Here is a 17,982-nt window from a genome sequence, read left to right on the forward strand (position 1 = left end):
GCCGGGGGACGCGAGGGGCACGAGGGAGAACATCGGGCCGGCGTTGGGGCGCCCGTGCTGAGGCGCGGGCATGTGCTGCGTCACGTGCGAATGGCCGGATAGCGACAGCGGCAGTCCGGCTCGGCCCTGGCGGGAACGGTTCGGACCGGCGGCGCGGGCTCGCATCGGGCGCCGATTCAGGGTTGTCCGGGAAGCGGCTCCGAAGGGAGGGAGCCGCGTGCCGGGCCACGAAGAACCGTCCCGGTTCGGACGCTGAGTGCGTGGCCACGGCTGTGATCCGCGCCCCGGCCCCAACGCCGACCCGACACACCGGTGAAGGCGTGTACATTCGCCTTACCGGATGGCTGCGGCACATAACCTATTTGGCACTATATGTCAAGGAGAAAGGGCGAATACGGCCTCCGAATCCCGCGAAGCCACATCCCATGAAGCGGCGAGGGAGGGAATACGCCGGCTCAGATCTCCAGCTGGCTTCCCAGCTCCACCACGCGATTGGTCGGCAGGCGGAAGAACTCCATCGCACTGGCGGCGTTGCGCATCATCCAGGCGAAAAGCTTTTCGCGCCAGATCGCCATGCCGGGCTTCTCAGAAGGCAGCAGGGTCTGGCGCGAGAGGAAGAAGCTGGTCTTCATCATCTCGAACGGGCCGCCGCACATGGGCGCATGGGCGAGCGCATGCGGCACGTCGGTTTCCTCCATAAAGCCGTAGCGCAGCGACATGCGGTAAAAGCCCTGCCCCAGTTCGCTCACTTCGTACCGTTCCGAAGGCTCGACGTAAGGCACGTCCTTGATCTCGACCGTCAGCACCACGACGCGCTCGTGCAGCACCTTGTTGTGCTTGATATTATGCAGCAGCGCGGAAGGCACGCCGACATTGGTCGATGCCATGAAGATCGCCGTACCGGGCACGCGGGCGGCGCTGCCGTGCGCGCTCTTGGCGAAGACGTTCAGCGGCAGCGCAGCTTCGGTCATGCGATCGCGCATCAGCTTGCGGCCCTTGTTCCACGTGGTCAGCAGCGTGAAGGCAATGCCGCCGATCAGCAGCGGAAACCAGCCGCCGTCCGCCACTTTGGTGGCATTCGCGGCAAAGTACGCGCCATCGACCAGGAAGAAGGCCAGAATGACCGGGATCGCCAGCCACAGTTTCCAGCGCCAGAGCACGATCAGCAGCACCGTCATCAGGCACGTGTCGATCAACATCGCGCCTGTAACCGCGATACCGTAAGCCGAGGCCAGGTTCGACGAGTTCTGGAAGTAAAGGACCAGCATGATGACGCCGACCATGAGCGCCCAGTTCACGAAGGGAATGTAGATCTGTCCCACTTCGTGTTCACTGGTATGGCGGGTCGAAAGACGCGGGATGAAACCAAGCTGCATCGCCTGATGCGTGATGGAGAATGCACCTGAAATCACCGCCTGGCTGGCGATGAATGTGGCGCAGGTCGCCAGGATCACCAGCGGCAGGCGCAAACTTTCCGGGGCCAGGTGGAAGAACGGGTTTTCCATCGCCTGCGCCGCTGAGGCATCATCCAAGCTCAGGACCATCGCGGCCTGCCCGAAATAATTGATAAGCAGGCACGGCATCACGAAGCCGAACCAGGAAAGGCGCATCGGCCCCCGCCCGAAGTGGCCCATGTCCGAATAGAGCGCCTCGGCGCCGGTCACCGCCAGCACCACCGAACCCAGCGCCAGAAAGCCCAGGATCTTGTCCGTCATGAAGAACTGGATTGCGAACCACGGGTTCAGGGCCACCAGCACATAAGGCAATTGCACCAGATGGTAGACGCCCAGCACCGCCAGGGTCAGAAAGTAAATCATCATGACGGGCGCGAAGAGCGCCCCAACCCTTGCCGTGCCGCTTTTTTGCAGAAGGAAGAGGCCGACCAGCAGGATCAACGCGATCGGCAGGACGAACGGCGCAAGGTTCGACTGAACGACGGTAAGACCTTCCACCGCCGAAAGGACCGAGACCGCCGGCGTAATCATCGAATCGCCATAGAACAGCGAGGTCGCGAACACGCCCAGCAGGACCACGAGGCCGCCATATCGCGACTTGCGAATCGCGCCCGAGATCAGCGCGACGAGGGCAAGACTTCCCCCCTGCCCCTTGTTATCCGCGCGCATCAGCACGCCGACATACTGGACCGAGACCACCATGGTCATCGACCAGAAGATCAGGCTGACCACGCCCAGGATATGCAGTTCATCGATAGCCAGCGGATGCGGGCCGACGAAGGTTTCGCGGAAAGCGTAGATCGGGCTGGTGCCGATGTCGCCGAACACCACGCCTATGGCGCCGAAGGCCAGCTTCGTGATGTTGCCGGAGCCATTTCCGCCATGCGCCGGAGTTTGCGCTGCCGTCGCCGGATCGATCACGATCGGAACGTCAGCCATGTCCGATGTAACATCACTCATTCATGCGTCCCGTCATGGACTCGCAGGCCACTTCGCAGCTGCGGCAAGGGTGTGGCCGTTAGCAGCATGCAAGAACGCAAGCAATGTCGCTTAAGGTGAGGTTCAGGGTTGGGACGATGGCCGATCGCCCTGCCGACCCACTGCGCCTGACATCATGGCGTCCAGCTTCTGCAATTGCGCCGCGAGGGGCGTGCGCCAAGGCGCATCCGCGGGCGCGCGCGCCAAAAGATCGGCCCAGAGGCCGCGCGCTTCGGCCACCTTGCCAGATTGCAACAAGGCCAGGCCCAGGAAGAACGGAGGGCCCGGATTTTCGGGCTCTGCCTTGGCGGCACGACGATAAGCATAGAGCGCGGCAGGAGTAACCGTACCTTCGGCGTGCGCCATCAGCGCATTGGCCATGGCAAGCCAGGCTTCCGAATCCTTCGGATCATTCTCGACCGCTCCGCGCAGAACTTCCGCCGCGTCGGCATAGCGTCCATTGCGAGCCAGGCCGTCCGCTATGATGACCCACTTGTTGTTGGGCGGAATGCCCTTGTTCGTCACCTTCAGCCGCGCTTCCACCAAAGCGGCAGGATCGGCGGAAACGGGTTCGGCCGCCTCCTTCGAAGTACCGGGTAGATCCGGACGTCCCTGCAGCGCATAGCCCGCTATGCCCAGCAGCAAAGCGGCAGCCACGGCCTCACGCGTGCCAGGCGGCGCCTTGAGCACGAAAACGATCGCCGAGAACGCCAGCAGCGCGAGGACAATGACCAGGCCCCAGGTCATGCCCCACCCCCTTGTGCGACTGCGAAGCGACGTCGTAGCAACAGGAAAGCCAGCGCCATCAATACCGCCGGCACCACGAAGAGCGGCCAGGTCAGCCCCGTGATTCGGGGAGCGTAGCTGACATAATCGCCATAACGCTCAACCAACCAGGCGCGGATCGCTTCCGGGTCCTCTCCCGCGGCGATGCGTTCGCGCACGAGTGAGCGCATGGAGCCGGCGATCGGCGCGTCCGAATCGGCAATCGACTGCCCCTGGCACTGCAGGCAACGCAGCGTTTCCATCAACGCCTGCGCCTTTGCTTCCTTGGCGGGGTCCTCAAGCTGGCGGTAGGCATAAGGCGCGGTGGACTGTTCCTCCTGCGCCAGGACCGGTCCGACAACAGCGAGGCCCAATGCCGCGAGAAGCAGGAACGCAAGGCGCTTCATTCGGTCGCCTCCTTCAGCTTCCCCAGCAACAAGTCGATATGCTCGGGACGAATCTCCCCGATATGCTGATAGACGATCTTGCCCTTGCCATCGATCACGTAGGTTTCCGGCACTCCGGAAGAGCCGAGGGCGAGCTGTACCTTGCCGTCGTCATCGGCGCCTATGCGCTGGAACGGATCGCCGTTTTCAGACAGGAACGCTTGCAACGCGTCAGTCGAATCACGCACCGAAATGCCCTCGATCGGGACTCCCGCCTTGGCCAACGCGCCAAGTTGCGGCGCCTCCACGCGGCAGGGGATGCACCAGCTTGCGAAGATATTGACCAAATGCGGCTGGCCGTTGGCGAGCAGCTTGCTGTCCAGACCCGGTCGGCCCGGAAGCGCGGGAGGCAGGCTGAACTGCGGCATCGGCTTGCCGACCAGCGCGCTGGCGACATTCCGATCGGCCGGGCGCAGCAACCCGATCAGCACAAGCGCGATAAAGCCCAGAAACAGCACCAGCGGCAGCCAGATGACCCAGCGCGGCGGCCTTGCGGTTGCGGTCTGCTCGCTCATCGGCCTTGCCTTTCGCGACGGTAGGCGATCTTGTCCTTGGCGATGATCCTGCGCAGGTCGCTCGCCACCCGGCCCGCCAGCGCCAAGAGGCCGCCCAGCGCGATCAACAGTCCACCGGCCCAGATCAGCGGAACGAAAGGCTTCCACCACAGTCGCAGCTGCCAGCGGCCATCCTCCGCCTCGCCGCCCAGCACGGTGTAAAGCTGTCCGTTCCAACGCGTGAACAGCGCCGATTCGCTAGTCTGTTGCGGCGGCGCCCAGAAGCTGCGCGACTGCGGCCGCATGTCGCTTATGTCACCTGCCGGTCCGTATCGCACCAGGAGCCGCGCTTCCAGCGCCGTCCAGTTCGGCCCGGCCACCGGCTCGATCGTATCGAGCTTCACGTCCCAAGGACCCACGGAAGTCACCTCGCCCACTTTCACGGCCACCAGCTTTTCCACGGTGAAGGCGCTTTCGCTGCTCATGCCGAACAAGGCGACGGCAATGCCGAAATGCGCGACCACCATACCCCATACCGGCAGTGGAGTGCGCCGAAGATCGCGACCTCGCAAAGGCAACAGGCTGGCCCAGGCAAGCCCGACTGACAGCGCCAGGCCGAGGAACGGCAGCAACGGCACCCCGCCTATCCCCAGCGCCGCGATGCCTGCCGCCGCGACAAGCATTGCCGGGATCACCAGCGCCTTGCCGATGCGGACAAAAGCGTCGCGTCGCCAGCGTAGCAAAGGTCCGACCGTCAAGATCACCAACATCGGGATGGCGAACAGCGCGCTCATCGGATTGAAATAGGGTGGCCCCACTGAAACCTTTGCGCCCAGCGCCTCGGCAAACAGCGGATAGAGCGTGCCGAACAGCACGATGCCCAGGATCGCCGAGAGCATCACATTGTTGAACACCAGGGCCCCTTCGCGACTGACCACGGCGAAGCGCTCCCCTTCCGTGACGGTCGAGGCGCGCAAGGCGAACAGGGTCAGCGCACCGCCGATGTTGATCGCGAGCAGCGCGAGAATGAAAGTGCCCCGCTCAGGATCGACGGCGAAAGCGTGAACGCTGGTCAGAATGCCTGATCGCACCAGGAAGGTTCCGATCATCGACATGGAGAAGGCCACGACGCCCAGCATGATCGTCCAGGCCCGCAGCGCATTGCGCGCCGCCAGCACACTTGCCGAATGCAGCAGCGCAGTCGCCGCCAGCCAGGGCATCAGCGACGCGTTCTCCACCGGATCCCAGAACCACCAGCCGCCCCAACCCAACTCGTAATAAGCCCAATAGGAACCGGCGGTAATTCCCACGGTCAGGAAAATCCAGGCGCCCAGCACCCATGGCCGCATCGCGCGGGCGAAGGCGGGCCCGACCTCGCGCGTGACCAGGGCCCCGATCGCGAAACTGAAAGCGATCGAAAGGCCGACGTAGCCCAGATAAAGCGTGGGCGGATGAAAGGCGAGGCCCAGGTCCTGCAGCAGCGGGTTAAGCCCGTTGCCCTCGATCGGAACGGGTGACAGGCGCTCAAACGGGTTCGAAGCAATCAATAGGAAGACATAGAACCCCAAGCTGACGAACGCCTGACCTGCCAGTGTCGCCAGCATGGTCCGTTCCGGAAGACGCCTCTCGATCAGCGCCACGAAGGCGCCGGCCATGCCCATCACGGTGACCCACAACAGCATAGAGCCTTCGTGGTTGCCCCAGGCGCCCGCGATCTTGAAGATCAGCGGTTTCATCGAGTGTGAGTTCTCGGCCACCAACTTCACGGAAAGATCCGTCGTGGCGAAGACATAGATGAGACACAGAAACGCCGCCAGAGCCAGCAATCCCTGCACGACCGCGACGGGGCGCACCACGCCGCCCAACGTTTCGCCGCGCTCCGTCAGCCCGAAAGCGCCTCCCGTAAGCTGCAGCGCCGCCAGAGCGGCGGCCATCCACAAAGCGGCAAGACCAAGTTCGGCGATCATTTCGTTTCGGCCACCACCTGCTTGGCCTGTTCCTTGGTCATGTTCTGCATTTCGCGCGGGACATAATTCTCGTCATGCTTGGCTAGTAGGTTGTCCGCCACGAAAGTGCCGGTGGCGCTCATCTTCCCTTCGGCGACGACGCCCGAACCCTCGACGAAAAGCGAGGGCACAATGCCCCTGAACGTTACCGGCACGCGCGCCTTGCCATCCTGCACCGTGAAATCGATGGTCACGCCGTCCGGCTCGGTCTTGAGCGAACCCTTTTCGACCATGCCGCCAAGACGAACGCCGCGATCGGGCGAAGGAGGATGAGCGACGATTTCACTGGGTACATAGAAATAGCTCACCTGATTACGCAGCGCCCAGGCCGCGAGCAATCCCGCACCGATCAGCACCGTCAGTGCGATGACGAGCAGAACCAGCCGCTGATGCTTTGCCCTGATGGCCATTTTCAGCGCTTCTCCGTCAGACCGCGGACCTCATCACGGCGCTTTTCCGCGCGCGTCATGGACAGCAGCGACCATAGCACCATGGCTGCGGTCGCGCCGAGGCCCACGAGATAGGCGGCCGCCACGAATGTCCAGGGATCCATCACCTCGCGCATTAGAAATCCACCTCACTCAAGGCTTTGCGCCGCAGCCTTGCCTCAGCCTGCTGATCGGCCAGGATCGCGCGCATTCTCGCCAGCACAACCCCGGTGAAGATCAGGGTGAAACCGAACAACGCGAACAGCAGAGGCCATAGAAAGGCGCCTGACATCGTCGATTTGCCCATGGTGATGCTGGGCGGCTGATGCAGGCTGTTCCACCAGATCACTGAATAATGGATGATCGGAATGTTGACGGCTCCGACCAGACCGAAGATCGCCGGAGCCTTGCTGTCGCCGCCGTCCGATGCTTCGCTGGCCTGCGACAGGGCAATCCACCCGAAATAGAGGAACAGGAGCACCAGCATGCTCGTCAACCGCCCGTCCCACACCCACCAGATCCCCCAGGCGGGCCGGCCCCAGAGCGAGCCCGTCACCAGACACACGGCCGTGAACACCGCGCCCGGCACGGCGCAGGCCCTGGCGGCGATGCCGGCGAGCGGATGGCGCCAGACAAGCTCGGCGAAACTGGCTCCGGCGATCGCCATCCAGCCGGCCATGCCAAGCCAGGCGGTGGGAACATGCAGATAAACGATTCGCACCGTGTCGCCTTGCAGGCGCTCCGCCGGCGCAGCGAACAAACCCCAGCCCAGGGCGCCCGACGCGACCAGAATGCCCGACGCCATGCATATCGGCATCAGCCAGCGGGCGATGCGCAGGAAACGGGCGGGGTTGGCAAAGCCATGCATGACAGGCGCGCTTCTAATGTTCACCGCGCCAGGAACAAGTGACTCTTGTCAAAGAACGCCCTTTTTCTTCCCAGCCGGCGCAGATCATCGGATGCCTGAAGAAGAAGGGATATGGGGCGATCGATGGGGGTCGAACCCACGACCTCCGGTACCACAAACCGGCGCTCTAACCAACTGAGCTACGATCGCCACGGCATGCGAGGCATTCTGCACCGCATGCAAACATCCTTGCAAGGACCGCCGTAACCGGCGACCAATGCGGGAGCGCGCCTTTGCACATGGCAGCGCCTCTTGCAAAGCAAAAATTCGAATGGTTGCGCGCTCGGGCAATTTTCCAGCTCAGGCGGGGCCGCTAAGCTGACCCGATGAACGGTCCTGGCGAATCGTCGGTCGAGCAACTCATGTCCCATGGCGACATGCAGCGCTTCCCCTCCTTGCGGCTTGATCTGTTCATCACGCGTGATTTTCTTTCGCCGACCGAGTGCGACGAGCTGATCGCGCTGATAGAAACGCAACATCGCCCTTCGACTCTGGCCGATTACAACGGCGACGCGGCATTTCGCACCAGTTCCACTTGCGATCTTACCGAAGATGTCCCGGTTGTCATGGCCCTGGCTGAAAAGCTTTCGCGGATTTCCGGCATCCCACCGGCTCATGCCGAACCTCTGCAAGGCCAGCGCTATGAAGTGGGACAGGAATTTAAGGCTCACACTGACTACTTCGAGCCGCAAAGCGCGGATTACAACACGTATTGCGCCGTCCCCGGCCAGCGCACCTGGACCTTCATGATCTACCTGAATGACGTAGAAGCCGGCGGCGCCACGCGCTTTAAAGTGATCGACAAGACTATCCGGCCCGAACGCGGCAAGCTCGTCGCCTGGAATAACCGGCATGCTGACGGCAGCCCCAATGCCGCCACCCTCCATCACGCGATGAAAGTGCGCAAAGGCCGCAAGTACGTGATTACGCAGTGGTATCGCGAAAGGCCCTGGGGCTGACGGTCCGCTTCATTTTCCGGGGCTGATGACCGCACAGGCAATACGGGCGCCCGCATTGCCGGCGGGTTGGCTGGTATAATCATCAGGCGCAGCATGGATCACAAGCGCCGAACCGTCAGCATCAAGCAGCGACTTGGGGCCGGGTGAAAGCGTGACGCCGGTGTCAAGCACTTGCGCCTTCAGAACGCCGTCAGGACCGACATATTGGTTGGGCATGTCGCCGCCGTGCGGACCACCCATGACCATCAAGCCGTGCTGGCGACCGCCCGCAGCGAAGTGGCCGCCCGCCGTCGCGAATTTCTGAGCGGGATCGCACAGGCCCTTTTCATGGAAGTGGAATCCATGTTCGCCCGCCGGCAAGCCCTTGATGTCCGTACTGACAAGGACGCCGGTGGGCGTGTCTTGCAAGTTCACGGTGCCAAGGACATGCCCGTCAAGACCGACGACCTTGGCTTGCATTACTTTGTCCGAGTCCTGGCCGAAGGCGGCACACGCGCACAGGCTCAGCAGACCTGCGGCGGCAATGCGGTCAATTCGAATCATTGTGCTTCTCCGTTTCGCAAATCCCATGGGTCTGCCTTCTCGATCTGCCGACATCCGCCGGGCCCTGCGAACGCCGGCTGAACAAGTTAACATTCCGGCAAGCTTGTCTTGTGAGCGCGGGTTAATGATTACTAGTGGAAGATACGGATAGCTCAAAGGGACGCCCAGGAAAAAAACGTGAACGCACCAATCGGCCGACTTTACGCGTCTTCGCAGGATACATTGGACGATCGCCGCCGCGAAAGGAGGCATACGACATGTTTCGATGCTCTCTTAGAAACGCCTAGAGGGGGACGTGTTCCCGTGCTTCTGGCCGACGTCTCGCTTCACGGCTGTTGCGTGCAGATTGACAGCGACGCGCTGCGCCAAGGGGCATTCGTCTCGATCGGCATGTGCGACGATTCGATGCTGCCCGCGGTCGTACGGTGGGTGCGCGGCAACGCGGCGGGCATGGAATTTCTGCGCGCCGTGCCGCCGGAACAAGTCGAATGGCACGATCTCATGGATTTCGGCCTGGATGGCTGAATTAAAAAAGGCGGCCCGATCAGGCCGCCTTTTTGTTTCGCGAGAGTTTACCCGCTTAACCCTTCTTAAGCGTGAGACCACCGAAACGCTTGTTGAACTGAGCAACGCGGCCGCCTTCGTTAAGAATACGCTGATTGCCGCCGGTCCAGGCCGGGTGAGACGTGGGATCGATGTCCAGCACCAGCGTGTCACCCTCGCCGCCCCAGGTCGAGCGGGTCTGGAAGGTGGTGCCGTCAGTCATCTGCACCGTTATCATGTGGTAATCGGGATGCGTATCGGCCTTCATCGTCGTAACTTTCTGCATATGGCCGGTTCCGACCGGCCTGCCTTGGAAAGCGGGGCGCATAGCGCCGGGCTCGTAAAAATGCAAGGGTCCGGCGAGATCGCGCGGCAGGCGCCGCTCAACTATCCGCGATCATTGCGGTGAAGTTCACCTCACACGTCACTTTATCCTCGATCGAGGCCCTGCCCCAGAACTTGCACACGCGGGAACGCTTCTGGACAAAGCCGGCTCGCAGATCGAGCAAGTGCCCCGGCGTCACCGGGTTGCGGAACTTGGCTTCCTCGATCGCCATGAAATAGACCAGCTTGCCGGTCCCGGCGAGGCCCAGGCTCTCAATCGCGAGAATACCCGCCGCCTGCGCCAACGCTTCTATCTGAAGCACGCCGGGCATGATCGGGCGGCCGGGGAAATGACCCTGAAAGAAATCCTCATTGAAGCTGACTGCTTTGACCGCGTGAATCTCCTCTTCAACAAGAGAGACCACGCGATCGACAAGCAACATGGGATAGCGGTGCGGAAGCGCCGCCAGAATCTTCGCGGTGTCGTAAACCAGTTCGGCCGTATCGCTCATGCCCCGTGCTCGCGTGTTGTCAGCGGCCGGTCGGCTGCGTGCCGGCAGCCGGTGCAGCCTGACCCTGCGCGGCTGCCTGCTGCGCGCGCGCTTCGCGGACCTGGCGCGGTTCCCAGCCGGCCGGCGGCACGATCTGGGCCGAGGGCAGCGCCGTGTTGAGCTCGTTCAGGATATCCTGATTGAGATTGTAGGCATTGCCGTTGAACGCCAGCACGGCGTCAGGCGACAGAACGAGGGAGACATTGCGCTTGCGCATCGCGGACTTCAGCGCATCGTTCAGCTTGTCCTCGATCTGCTCCTGCACATAAGCCTGCGAGAGGCCGACCGGCTGGAGAATCCGCTGCAGTTCGGCCTTGCCGTTCTCCTGCAACTGCTGGATGCCCACCGCCTGCTGCTGCAGCACCGCTTCGGTCACCTTGCCACCCGAACGGTCAGCGTTGAACTTGTCGACCATCGGCTTGAGCTGGGCGCTGATCTGGTCATTGCGGGCCCGCGCCTGGTCATACTGCGCCTTGTAGGTGGTTTCGCGCTGCTGTTCGGCGACCTTGAAGGCGTTCGAGTTGGCGACGACAGCATCGAGATTGGCGACAGCCAGACCGGGGACGATGGCGCCGGTTTCAGCGGCGGCCGGCGCCGGCGCGGCCTCCTTCTTGGCCAACGCGGGCTGCGCGGCGAAGGCCGTCAGCGCAAGAGCGGAACCCAGCGCGAGAGTCTTGGTCATGGTCTTCATCAGAATTGAGTCCCCACGTTGAAAGTGAAAGTCTTGGTATCGTCGCCCGGCTGCTTGAGGAGGGCCTTGGAAATATCGATGCGGAACGGGCCGAAGGGCGAGTTCCAGTTTACGCCGAACCCGATCGCCAGACGCGGCTTCCAAGTGTTGCCTGCAAAGGTTTCCGTGAAGACCTGATTACTACCAACCGGGTTGTTGGCATTACCGTTCGTCATGCTGTTAGTCGTCGTGGTCGACGTATCGAACGTTGGCTTACCGTCGGCACCGGTGCCGGTAAAGGGATTGTAAAGCTGGTTGCCGTTTGCATCTCTAGTACCGACGAAACAGCCACCCTTTGCGGGTTCGCAATCCTTAATCAATTCCGGCGCCTTGATACCCCACACTGCACCGGCATCCACGAAAATCGAGGGACGCAGACCCATCTCGCGGGCACCGGAACCGAGTGGAATCTCCAGCTCGGCGCGTCCCATATAATAGTATTTCCCGCCCAAGGCATCGTCAGTCTTGGTCGACCGGACGGTATAACTGCCGTTCGTGTCCTGCGTGAAATACTGCCGTATAACGCGCGGGCCCACGCCGCGGATGCCAAAGCCGCGAATCTGGGGTTCCCCCAGGTAAAAGCGGTCAGTCAAACGCACGTCCTGTCCCAGGCCCTTGATAACGCCGCCTTCGGCCGAAAGCGAAAAGATGAACCCCTTGCCGAGCGGCCAGAACTTGGAGGCATTGGCGCGGAACCGCGTGTACCTCACGTCACCCCCCAAACCGGCCACATCGGCATTGACCGAAGCGGTAATGCCGCGCGTCGGGCGGATGCGGTTATCCAGCGTGTCGTAAATCAAAGAAAAACCTACGATCGAACTGAGGCGCGTGCCGATCGCGTCGCACAAGTAGCGGCCGGCCAGCAGCGGATCGCACTCAACCAGGGGGGGATGCTGGCGGCTCGAATAATAAGTATTCTTGTCCAGGGTCACATCGTCATAATTGAGCGTATAGCGCGCAACCGCCGTCAGGTACTCGGTGAGCGGCACGCCGGCGCGCACCTGAAAACCGGTGGTTGACTGATTGTACAGCGTGTTGCGGTTGGAATTGAGGTAATTGAAGTTATTGTAATCGCGCCGATAGATATCGACGCCGAGCGATACGTTCTTATCGAACAGGTAAGGCTCGACGAAGCTCGTCTCGATGCTCTTGGAATAGCGCGAATAGCTGCCGGACAGGCCGATCGTCTGCCCGCGCCCGCGGAAGTTGCGCTGCTGCACGGAAGCCTGGAAGATGAAGCTTTCGAGGCTGGAGAAACCAGCGGAAAGCTGCAGTTCGCCGGTCGGCTTCTCTTCGACGTTGGCTTCCAGCAGGATGCGGTCGTCCGCGCTGCCGGGCTTCTGCTCAACCTCGAACTTTTCCTGGAAATAGCCGAGCGACTTGATACGGTTGGTCGAACGCTTGACCTGCAACGAGTTGAACGCATCGCCCTCTGCCAGGCGGAACTCGCGGCGGATCACCTTGTCCTGCGTCAGCGTGTTGCCGTTGATGTTAATCTTCTCGACGTAAACGCGCGGAGCCTCTTGGATCACGAAAGTGACCCCCATGGTGAGGTTGTCCTTGTCGCGATCGTATTGCGGCCGCACATCGGCGAAGGCGTAACCAAAAGCGCCCGCCGTCTCGTTCAGACTGTCGATCGTGTCTTCGACCTGCTTGGCGTTATACCAGTCGCCCTTGTGCATCGGCAGATTGGCGGCCAGCTTTTCTCCGTCGAAATCGCGAAGCTGGCTTTCCACTTTCACATCGCCGAACTTGTAGCGCTTTCCTTCCTCCACCACGTAAGTGATGATGAAGTCCTTCTTGTCCGGCGTCAGTTCCGCAACGGCGGAAACGACGCGGAAGTCAGCATAGCCCTGCGTGAGGTAGAACTGGCGCAGCTTCTGCTGATCGAAAGCCATGCGGTCCGGATCGTAGCTGGTGCCGGAGCTGAAGAACCGCGTGAAGCGGGCCTGCTTGGTTATCATCTGGCCTCGCAGTTCCCCATCGGAGAAATGCTCGTTGCCGATGATATTGATCTGGCGCACCTTGGACTTGTCGCCCTCGGTGATCTCGAAGACGATGTCGACACGGTTCTGGTCAAGCATGACCATCTTGGGCTCGACCGTCGCCGCATAGCGGCCCTGACGCTTGTAAAGCTCGATAATGCGAGCAACGTCGGCACGGATCTTGGAACGTGTGAAGATCTGGCGCGGGGCGACCTTGATCTCCGGCATGATCTTGTCATCCTTGATGCGCTTATTGCCTTCAAGGATGATGCGATTGATGACAGGATTTTCCTGGACGGCGATCGTGACGTTCCCGCCCTCGTTATTGATCTGAACGTCCTTGAACAGCTCGGTGGCGTAGAGGTCCTTCAACGCCTCGTCAGCCGCCGCCTTGGTGTAAGGCTGGCCGATGCGCAGGTTGATATACGAAAGCACCGTCTGCGGCTCCAGACGCTCCGCCCCGGTGACCTGGATCGACTGGATCATCTGCGGCGCCTGCTCCGCTGAGGGAGCTACGGGCGCGGCTGCTGGTGCAGCGGGCTGCGCCGTGCTTTTCGGGGCGGCTTCTCCCGCCGCGTCCGCTTGAGCGAAGGCGCCCTGCGGAACCCCCGCGAGGATCGTGGTCCCCAGAAGCACCGCCGCAAGCTGCGACGCGCGGCAGGCATCCGTGCTGCGAACCATTTCCCGTCCCATCATTCTGCGCAAAATCCCGTTTTCGCTTCCGCGATGAACTCGTCCGGCCCGACCGGCGTGGCAGGCAATCGCAGCCATCTGCCCGATGGAAGCCCTCCGATCAAGCAGCCAAACCGGGCGAGAACGTGATCGATTGGATAAAACCCCCGTCTATCCCCCGAAAATCGGAAGAGACGCCAGATCGTTGACCGTGACGAACAGCATGAGCGCCAGCACCAGTGCCACGCCCGTGCGGATCGCCCATTCCTGACTGCGCACGTCCAGGGGCCTGCGGCGCACCAACTCAGCCGCGTAGAAAGCCAGGTGCCCGCCGTCGAGGCCCGGAATTGGCAGGAGGTTGATGAATGCCAAGTTAATCGAGATCATCGCGACGAAGCCGACGAAGGCATCCCAGCCCAGGCTGAACTGTTCACCCGAATATTTGGCGATCTTGATCGGACCGCCCAACTCCCGCGCGGAACGCTCCCCCGTGACGATCTGGCGGATGCCCGTCACCATCGTGCCCATGATCGAGAAGCTGCGGGAAACGCCCAATCCCACCGCCTCCACCGGACCAACCGGGACCACCTTGCCGAAACCCGCGCGAATGCCCAGCTGACCGATCGTCTTGGCCTTCCCGTCCTCGCCCCGCTCGGCAACTGCCGCGATCGTCACCGGAAAGACATGCGCCTCTCCGTCGCGCAGCACGGTTATCATCACCTTGCCGCCAGGATGCGGCTGAACCAGCCGGGGAATATCACTGAAACTGCGCACATCGGCGTCGCCCACCGCGACGATACGATCCCCCACGCGCAACCCGGCCGCCTCGGCTGGCGAATCGCCGAAGAAGCCGCCGACCACCGGAACGCCGAAATCCACGCCCAGGTTGCCGAGCGTGGCCGAATTGCCAAATTCATCGCTCACCTTCTCGGGGGCAAGCTTAACTGGCAATATCAGGGTGCGCCCATCGCGCTCGACCGCGACGGATACGGTCTTGCCCGCATAGTAGACGACATGCTCGGGGATATCGGTGACGCTCTCGGTCCGGTTGCCGTCTATGGCAGTAATCCTGTCACCGATCGCCATTCCCGCCGCCTGGGCCGGAGAATTTTCCGTGAAGTTCGCGATCTCCGGCTCCGCCACAAGGCGCCCATTTACGTAAGCGAACGCGCCCAGAATCGCCACGCAAAGCAGGAAGTTGGTGGCGGGGCCAGCCAGGACGATCAAGGCGCGCTGCCACAGCGGCTTGACGTGAAAGGTTCGGGAGCGCTCCTGCGGCGTCAACCCGTCTTCTGCAGGCGAAGGGGCACTGGCCGGGTTCATGTCTCCAGCGAATTGCACATAACCGCCCAGCGGCAGCGCCGATATTCGCCAGCGCGTACCCTGCCGGTCAGTCCATCCCGCGATTTCCTTGCCGAAACCGATGGAAAACGCATCGGCCTTCACGCCGAACAGCCGGCCGACAAGATAGTGCCCAAGCTCGTGAAGCAGAACCAGCGGCCCCAGCACCAGCAGAAAGGCGAAAATCGTGGTCAGCAGAGTAGGCGATCCGGTCAAGTCAGGCGGTCTCCATCAACAAGCGCGCCTTCGCCCGCGCTTCCGCATCGACGGCGAGAACATCGGACAGAGAGGCCGGCGGCGGCGGCGCATAGGCATTAAGCACCGATTCCACCCGTGCCGCAATCCGGGTGAACGGAATCTGACCATCAAGAAACGCGGCAACCGCTATTTCGTTCGCGGCATTAAGGACGGTCGGCATCCCGCCGCCTGCATGCGCAGCCTCCCGCGCCAAGCGGGTCGCCGGAAAGCGCAGTTCATCAGGCTTGCGGAAGGTAAGTTCACCGATGGCCGCGAGGTCAAGCGGTTCGCAAGGCGTGTCCATCCGCGCTGGCCAGGCAAGGGCGGACGCGATCGGCACCCGCATGTCGGAGGGACCCAGCTGCGCCAGCGTGGAGCCGTCACGATATTCGACCATCGAATGAACGATCGATTGCGGGTGAACGAGAATACGCAGCTTATCCAGGCCCACGGGAAACAAGTGATGCGCTTCGATCAGTTCCAGGCCCTTGTTGAACATAGTGGCCGAATCGACGCTGATCTTCGCGCCCATGTCCCAGTTGGGATGCCTGATAGCCTGCGCGGGCGTGGCCGCGCAAAGCTGGTCCCACGACCAATCACGGAACGGACCGCCGCTTGCCGTCAAAGTGATCGATCGCACGTGCGCCGGGTCATTGCCCTGAAGGCACTGGAAAATCGCGTTATGTTCGGAATCAACCGGCAACAGCGTGGCGTGATGGCGCGCCACCGTTGCCATCATCACCTCGCCGGCGGAAACCAGCGCTTCCTTGTTAGCCAGCGCGACCGTCCCACCCCGTTCGATCGCGGCCATCGTCGGGGCAAGACCGGCGCAGCCCACTATGGCGGCAAGCGTGACATCGGCAGGGCGCGTCGCCGCTTCGATCAGAGCCGCCGGGCCGCCCGCCGCCTCAACGCCGGTCCCGGCGAGCGCTTCGCGTAGCGTAGAGAGCCTGCTCTCATCGGCGACCACCGCAATCTCCGCTGAAAATTCGACGGCAAGACGCGCCAAGTCAGCAGCATTGGAATGCGCGGTCAGAGCCACGATCCGCCACGCGCCCGCTTGATGGCGCACGAGATCAAGCGTCGATGCGCCTACCGAGCCGGTTGCGCCCAGAACCGAAAGAGTGCGCACCTGCTTCATCGCGGCTGGAACAACAGCATGAGGGCCAATACGAAGAGCACCGCCAAAAGTCCGTCCACCCGGTCGAAAACGCCGCCATGCCCGGGAATGAGGCTGCCCGAATCCTTTACCCCCGCGCGCCGCTTCATCCAGCTTTCGAAGAAATCACCGGCCTGCGCGCAGACAGCCACGAGAAGCCCGGTCAGAAGGCAAGTCGCGAACAGCGGGATAGGACGAGCCTGAAGATACCAGCACGGCTGCAATCCGAAGCAGGCCGCCTTGTCAGCCGCCATGCCCGCGGCGGTCAGCCAGATCGCCCCTTCCTGCCAGAGCCGGGCCGCGCCCAATAACGCCAGCGTTGCTCCCAGAACGCCGCCCAACAACCCGGACCAGGTTTTCGACGGACTGATGGAAGGCGCGATCTTCGGGCCGCCCAGAGCCCGCCCGGTGAAATAGGCGCCCACATCCACGGCGATGACCGCTGCCAGGACTGTCAGCAAAGGAGCCAGGGTGAAAACGGGATTGCGCAGGAACAGCAACATCGCCGCGCTGGCGCCGACATAGATCATTCCCGCGAAGTTCCAGAAGCCCCGCTCCGCCGGATTGCCCGTGCCTTGGCGCGCGAGGCGTGTCCACTCCCACAACACCACCACCGCAACCGCGCAAACGAACGCGATCCAAACGGCACCGCCAAACCACAAGGCTGCGCCTGCGACGGCCAGCATGACGGTTGCGGAGATGGTCCGCAGACCAAGATCAGATTTCTGTCCGTTCACCGGCTTCTCTTCTGCAGGAGGAAAATTTCGCAATTATCGTCCGCCATAACGCCGCTCCCGCATCGCGAAGGTTTCCAGCGCCTCGCGCAGATGTTCGGCGGTGAAGTCCGGCCACAGCACGTCCATGAAAAGCATTTCGGCATAGGCCGCCTGCCAAAGCAGGAAGTTGGACAGCCGCACTTCGCCGGAAGTGCGGATCAGCAGGTCAAGCGGCGGCATATCCGCGGTATCCAGTTCCGCGCCGATCGTCTCCGGCGTAATCGGCCCTTTCTGCGCCGCCTTCGTAGCGGCACGCGCAATCTCGTCCCGCGAACCGTAATTGAGCGCCACCGCAAGCGTGGTGCCGATATTGTCTTGCGTACGCGCGATCGCATTATCGACCAATTCGACGACGTCAGGCTTGAACGCCCTGTAATCGCCAATGATCTTCAGACGTACCCCGGCCGCGGCGAACTCTTCAAGATCGGAGAGGATGAACCGTTTCATCAGGCTCATCAGATCCGAAACCTCTTCGTCCGGACGGCTCCAGTTCTCGGTCGAGAATGCATAAAGCGTCAGCGCCTCCAGCCCCAGCTCGCGGGCGCCGCGCACGGCCCTGCGCACGGCCTCCACCCCGCGCTGGTGGCCCAGCACGCGCGGCAAATGGCGTTTCTTGGCCCAGCGTCCATTGCCGTCCATGATAATGGCGACGTGCCGGGCGGGCGCGGGTTCAGCCTTGGTCAT

General features: G+C 62.3%; 19 protein-coding genes and 1 tRNA gene. 2 read left to right on the top strand and 18 right to left on the bottom strand.

All coding sequences use genetic code 11. The annotated features are described in order from the left end of the window. Nucleotides 1–455 precede the first annotated feature (455 nt). The 9 genes from V7D69_RS10335 to V7D69_RS10375 form a co-directional block, all read right to left on the bottom strand. On the bottom strand, nt 456–2,393 hold the full coding sequence (locus tag V7D69_RS10335) for a potassium transporter Kup (RefSeq protein WP_333605761.1): 1,938 nt from the start codon (nt 2,391–2,393) through the stop codon (nt 456–458). Nucleotides 2,394–2,516: 123 nt separating this feature from the next. Next, entirely contained in the window at nt 2,517–3,179 is a 663-nt protein-coding gene (locus V7D69_RS10340) for a tetratricopeptide repeat protein (RefSeq protein WP_333605749.1), read from the bottom strand. Beyond that, nucleotides 3,176–3,604 (bottom strand): cytochrome c-type biogenesis protein, encoded by a 429-nt coding sequence (locus tag V7D69_RS10345; RefSeq protein WP_324064765.1) that lies wholly within the window; start codon nt 3,602–3,604, stop codon nt 3,176–3,178. Before V7D69_RS10345 ends, V7D69_RS10340 begins: the two co-directional genes overlap by 4 nt. Beyond that, nucleotides 3,601–4,158: a DsbE family thiol:disulfide interchange protein gene (locus V7D69_RS10350; protein WP_333605750.1), complete on the bottom strand. Its 558-nt coding sequence runs from the start codon at nt 4,156–4,158 to the stop codon at nt 3,601–3,603. The genes V7D69_RS10345 and V7D69_RS10350 overlap by 4 nt, the downstream gene beginning before the upstream one ends. Further along, entirely contained in the window at nt 4,155–6,104 is a 1,950-nt protein-coding gene (locus tag V7D69_RS10355) for a heme lyase CcmF/NrfE family subunit (RefSeq protein WP_333605751.1), read from the bottom strand. Before V7D69_RS10355 ends, V7D69_RS10350 begins: the two co-directional genes overlap by 4 nt. After that, the gene (gene ccmE / locus V7D69_RS10360) at nt 6,101–6,553 is read right to left on the bottom strand and encodes a cytochrome c maturation protein CcmE (protein WP_324064239.1); all 453 of its coding nucleotides are present in this window, start codon (nt 6,551–6,553) and stop codon (nt 6,101–6,103) included. Before ccmE ends, V7D69_RS10355 begins: the two co-directional genes overlap by 4 nt. A 2-nt stretch (nt 6,554–6,555) precedes the next feature. Further along, nucleotides 6,556–6,708 carry a hypothetical protein gene (locus V7D69_RS10365; protein ID WP_324064240.1) on the bottom strand — a complete coding sequence of 51 codons (153 nt, stop codon included), beginning with the start codon at nt 6,706–6,708 and terminating at the stop codon, nt 6,556–6,558. After that, nucleotides 6,708–7,439 carry a heme ABC transporter permease CcmC gene (gene ccmC, locus V7D69_RS10370; RefSeq protein ID WP_333605752.1) on the bottom strand — a complete coding sequence of 244 codons (732 nt, stop codon included), beginning with the start codon at nt 7,437–7,439 and terminating at the stop codon, nt 6,708–6,710. The genes V7D69_RS10365 and ccmC overlap by 1 nt, the downstream gene beginning before the upstream one ends. 112 nt (nt 7,440–7,551) lie before the next feature. Further along, nucleotides 7,552–7,628, bottom strand: a tRNA-His gene (locus V7D69_RS10375). Nucleotides 7,629–7,804: 176 nt separating this feature from the next. Between V7D69_RS10375 and V7D69_RS10380 the strand changes: the two genes are divergently transcribed. Next, entirely contained in the window at nt 7,805–8,437 is a 633-nt protein-coding gene (locus V7D69_RS10380) for a prolyl hydroxylase family protein (RefSeq protein ID WP_324064242.1), read from the top strand. Between the two features lie 9 nt (nt 8,438–8,446). On the opposite strand, the gene V7D69_RS10385 is transcribed toward V7D69_RS10380, so the two are convergent. Then, complete coding sequence (locus tag V7D69_RS10385; RefSeq protein WP_324064243.1) at nt 8,447–8,980, bottom strand: superoxide dismutase family protein; 534 nt, start codon at nt 8,978–8,980, stop codon at nt 8,447–8,449. A 177-nt stretch (nt 8,981–9,157) separates the two neighbouring features. Here V7D69_RS10385 and V7D69_RS10390 point away from each other — a divergent pair, with 177 nt between their 5' ends. Next, entirely contained in the window at nt 9,158–9,505 is a 348-nt protein-coding gene (locus tag V7D69_RS10390) for a PilZ domain-containing protein (RefSeq protein WP_324064244.1), read from the top strand. Between the two features lie 55 nt (nt 9,506–9,560). Here the strand turns inward: V7D69_RS10390 and rpmE are convergent, their stop codons facing one another. The 8 genes from rpmE to uppS all read right to left on the bottom strand — a co-directional run bounded on the left by rpmE (nt 9,561) and on the right by uppS (nt 17,982). Further along, nucleotides 9,561–9,791 (bottom strand): 50S ribosomal protein L31, encoded by a 231-nt coding sequence (gene rpmE / locus V7D69_RS10395; RefSeq protein WP_324064246.1) that lies wholly within the window; start codon nt 9,789–9,791, stop codon nt 9,561–9,563. A gap of 115 nt (nt 9,792–9,906) precedes the next feature. Further along, complete coding sequence (fabZ, locus tag V7D69_RS10400) at nt 9,907–10,359, bottom strand: 3-hydroxyacyl-ACP dehydratase FabZ (RefSeq protein ID WP_333605753.1); 453 nt, start codon at nt 10,357–10,359, stop codon at nt 9,907–9,909. Nucleotides 10,360–10,378: 19 nt separating this feature from the next. Beyond that, nucleotides 10,379–11,089 carry an OmpH family outer membrane protein gene (locus V7D69_RS10405; RefSeq protein WP_324064527.1) on the bottom strand — a complete coding sequence of 237 codons (711 nt, stop codon included), beginning with the start codon at nt 11,087–11,089 and terminating at the stop codon, nt 10,379–10,381. Beyond that, nucleotides 11,089–13,794: an outer membrane protein assembly factor BamA gene (gene bamA, locus V7D69_RS10410; protein ID WP_324064526.1), complete on the bottom strand. Its 2,706-nt coding sequence runs from the start codon at nt 13,792–13,794 to the stop codon at nt 11,089–11,091. Before bamA ends, V7D69_RS10405 begins: the two co-directional genes overlap by 1 nt. 162 nt (nt 13,795–13,956) lie before the next feature. After that, nucleotides 13,957–15,342: an RIP metalloprotease RseP gene (rseP, locus tag V7D69_RS10415; RefSeq protein WP_333605754.1), complete on the bottom strand. Its 1,386-nt coding sequence runs from the start codon at nt 15,340–15,342 to the stop codon at nt 13,957–13,959. A 1-nt stretch (nt 15,343) separates the two neighbouring features. Continuing rightward, nucleotides 15,344–16,495: a 1-deoxy-D-xylulose-5-phosphate reductoisomerase gene (locus V7D69_RS10420; protein WP_333605755.1), complete on the bottom strand. Its 1,152-nt coding sequence runs from the start codon at nt 16,493–16,495 to the stop codon at nt 15,344–15,346. A 5-nt stretch (nt 16,496–16,500) separates the two neighbouring features. Next, complete coding sequence (locus V7D69_RS10425) at nt 16,501–17,259, bottom strand: phosphatidate cytidylyltransferase (RefSeq protein ID WP_324063533.1); 759 nt, start codon at nt 17,257–17,259, stop codon at nt 16,501–16,503. 33 nt (nt 17,260–17,292) lie between these two features. Next, nucleotides 17,293–17,982 carry a polyprenyl diphosphate synthase gene (gene uppS / locus V7D69_RS10430; protein WP_333605756.1) on the bottom strand — a complete coding sequence of 230 codons (690 nt, stop codon included), beginning with the start codon at nt 17,980–17,982 and terminating at the stop codon, nt 17,293–17,295.

The organism is Novosphingobium sp. (assembly GCF_036733805.1).
Classification (GTDB): domain Bacteria; phylum Pseudomonadota; class Alphaproteobacteria; order Sphingomonadales; family Sphingomonadaceae; genus Novosphingobium.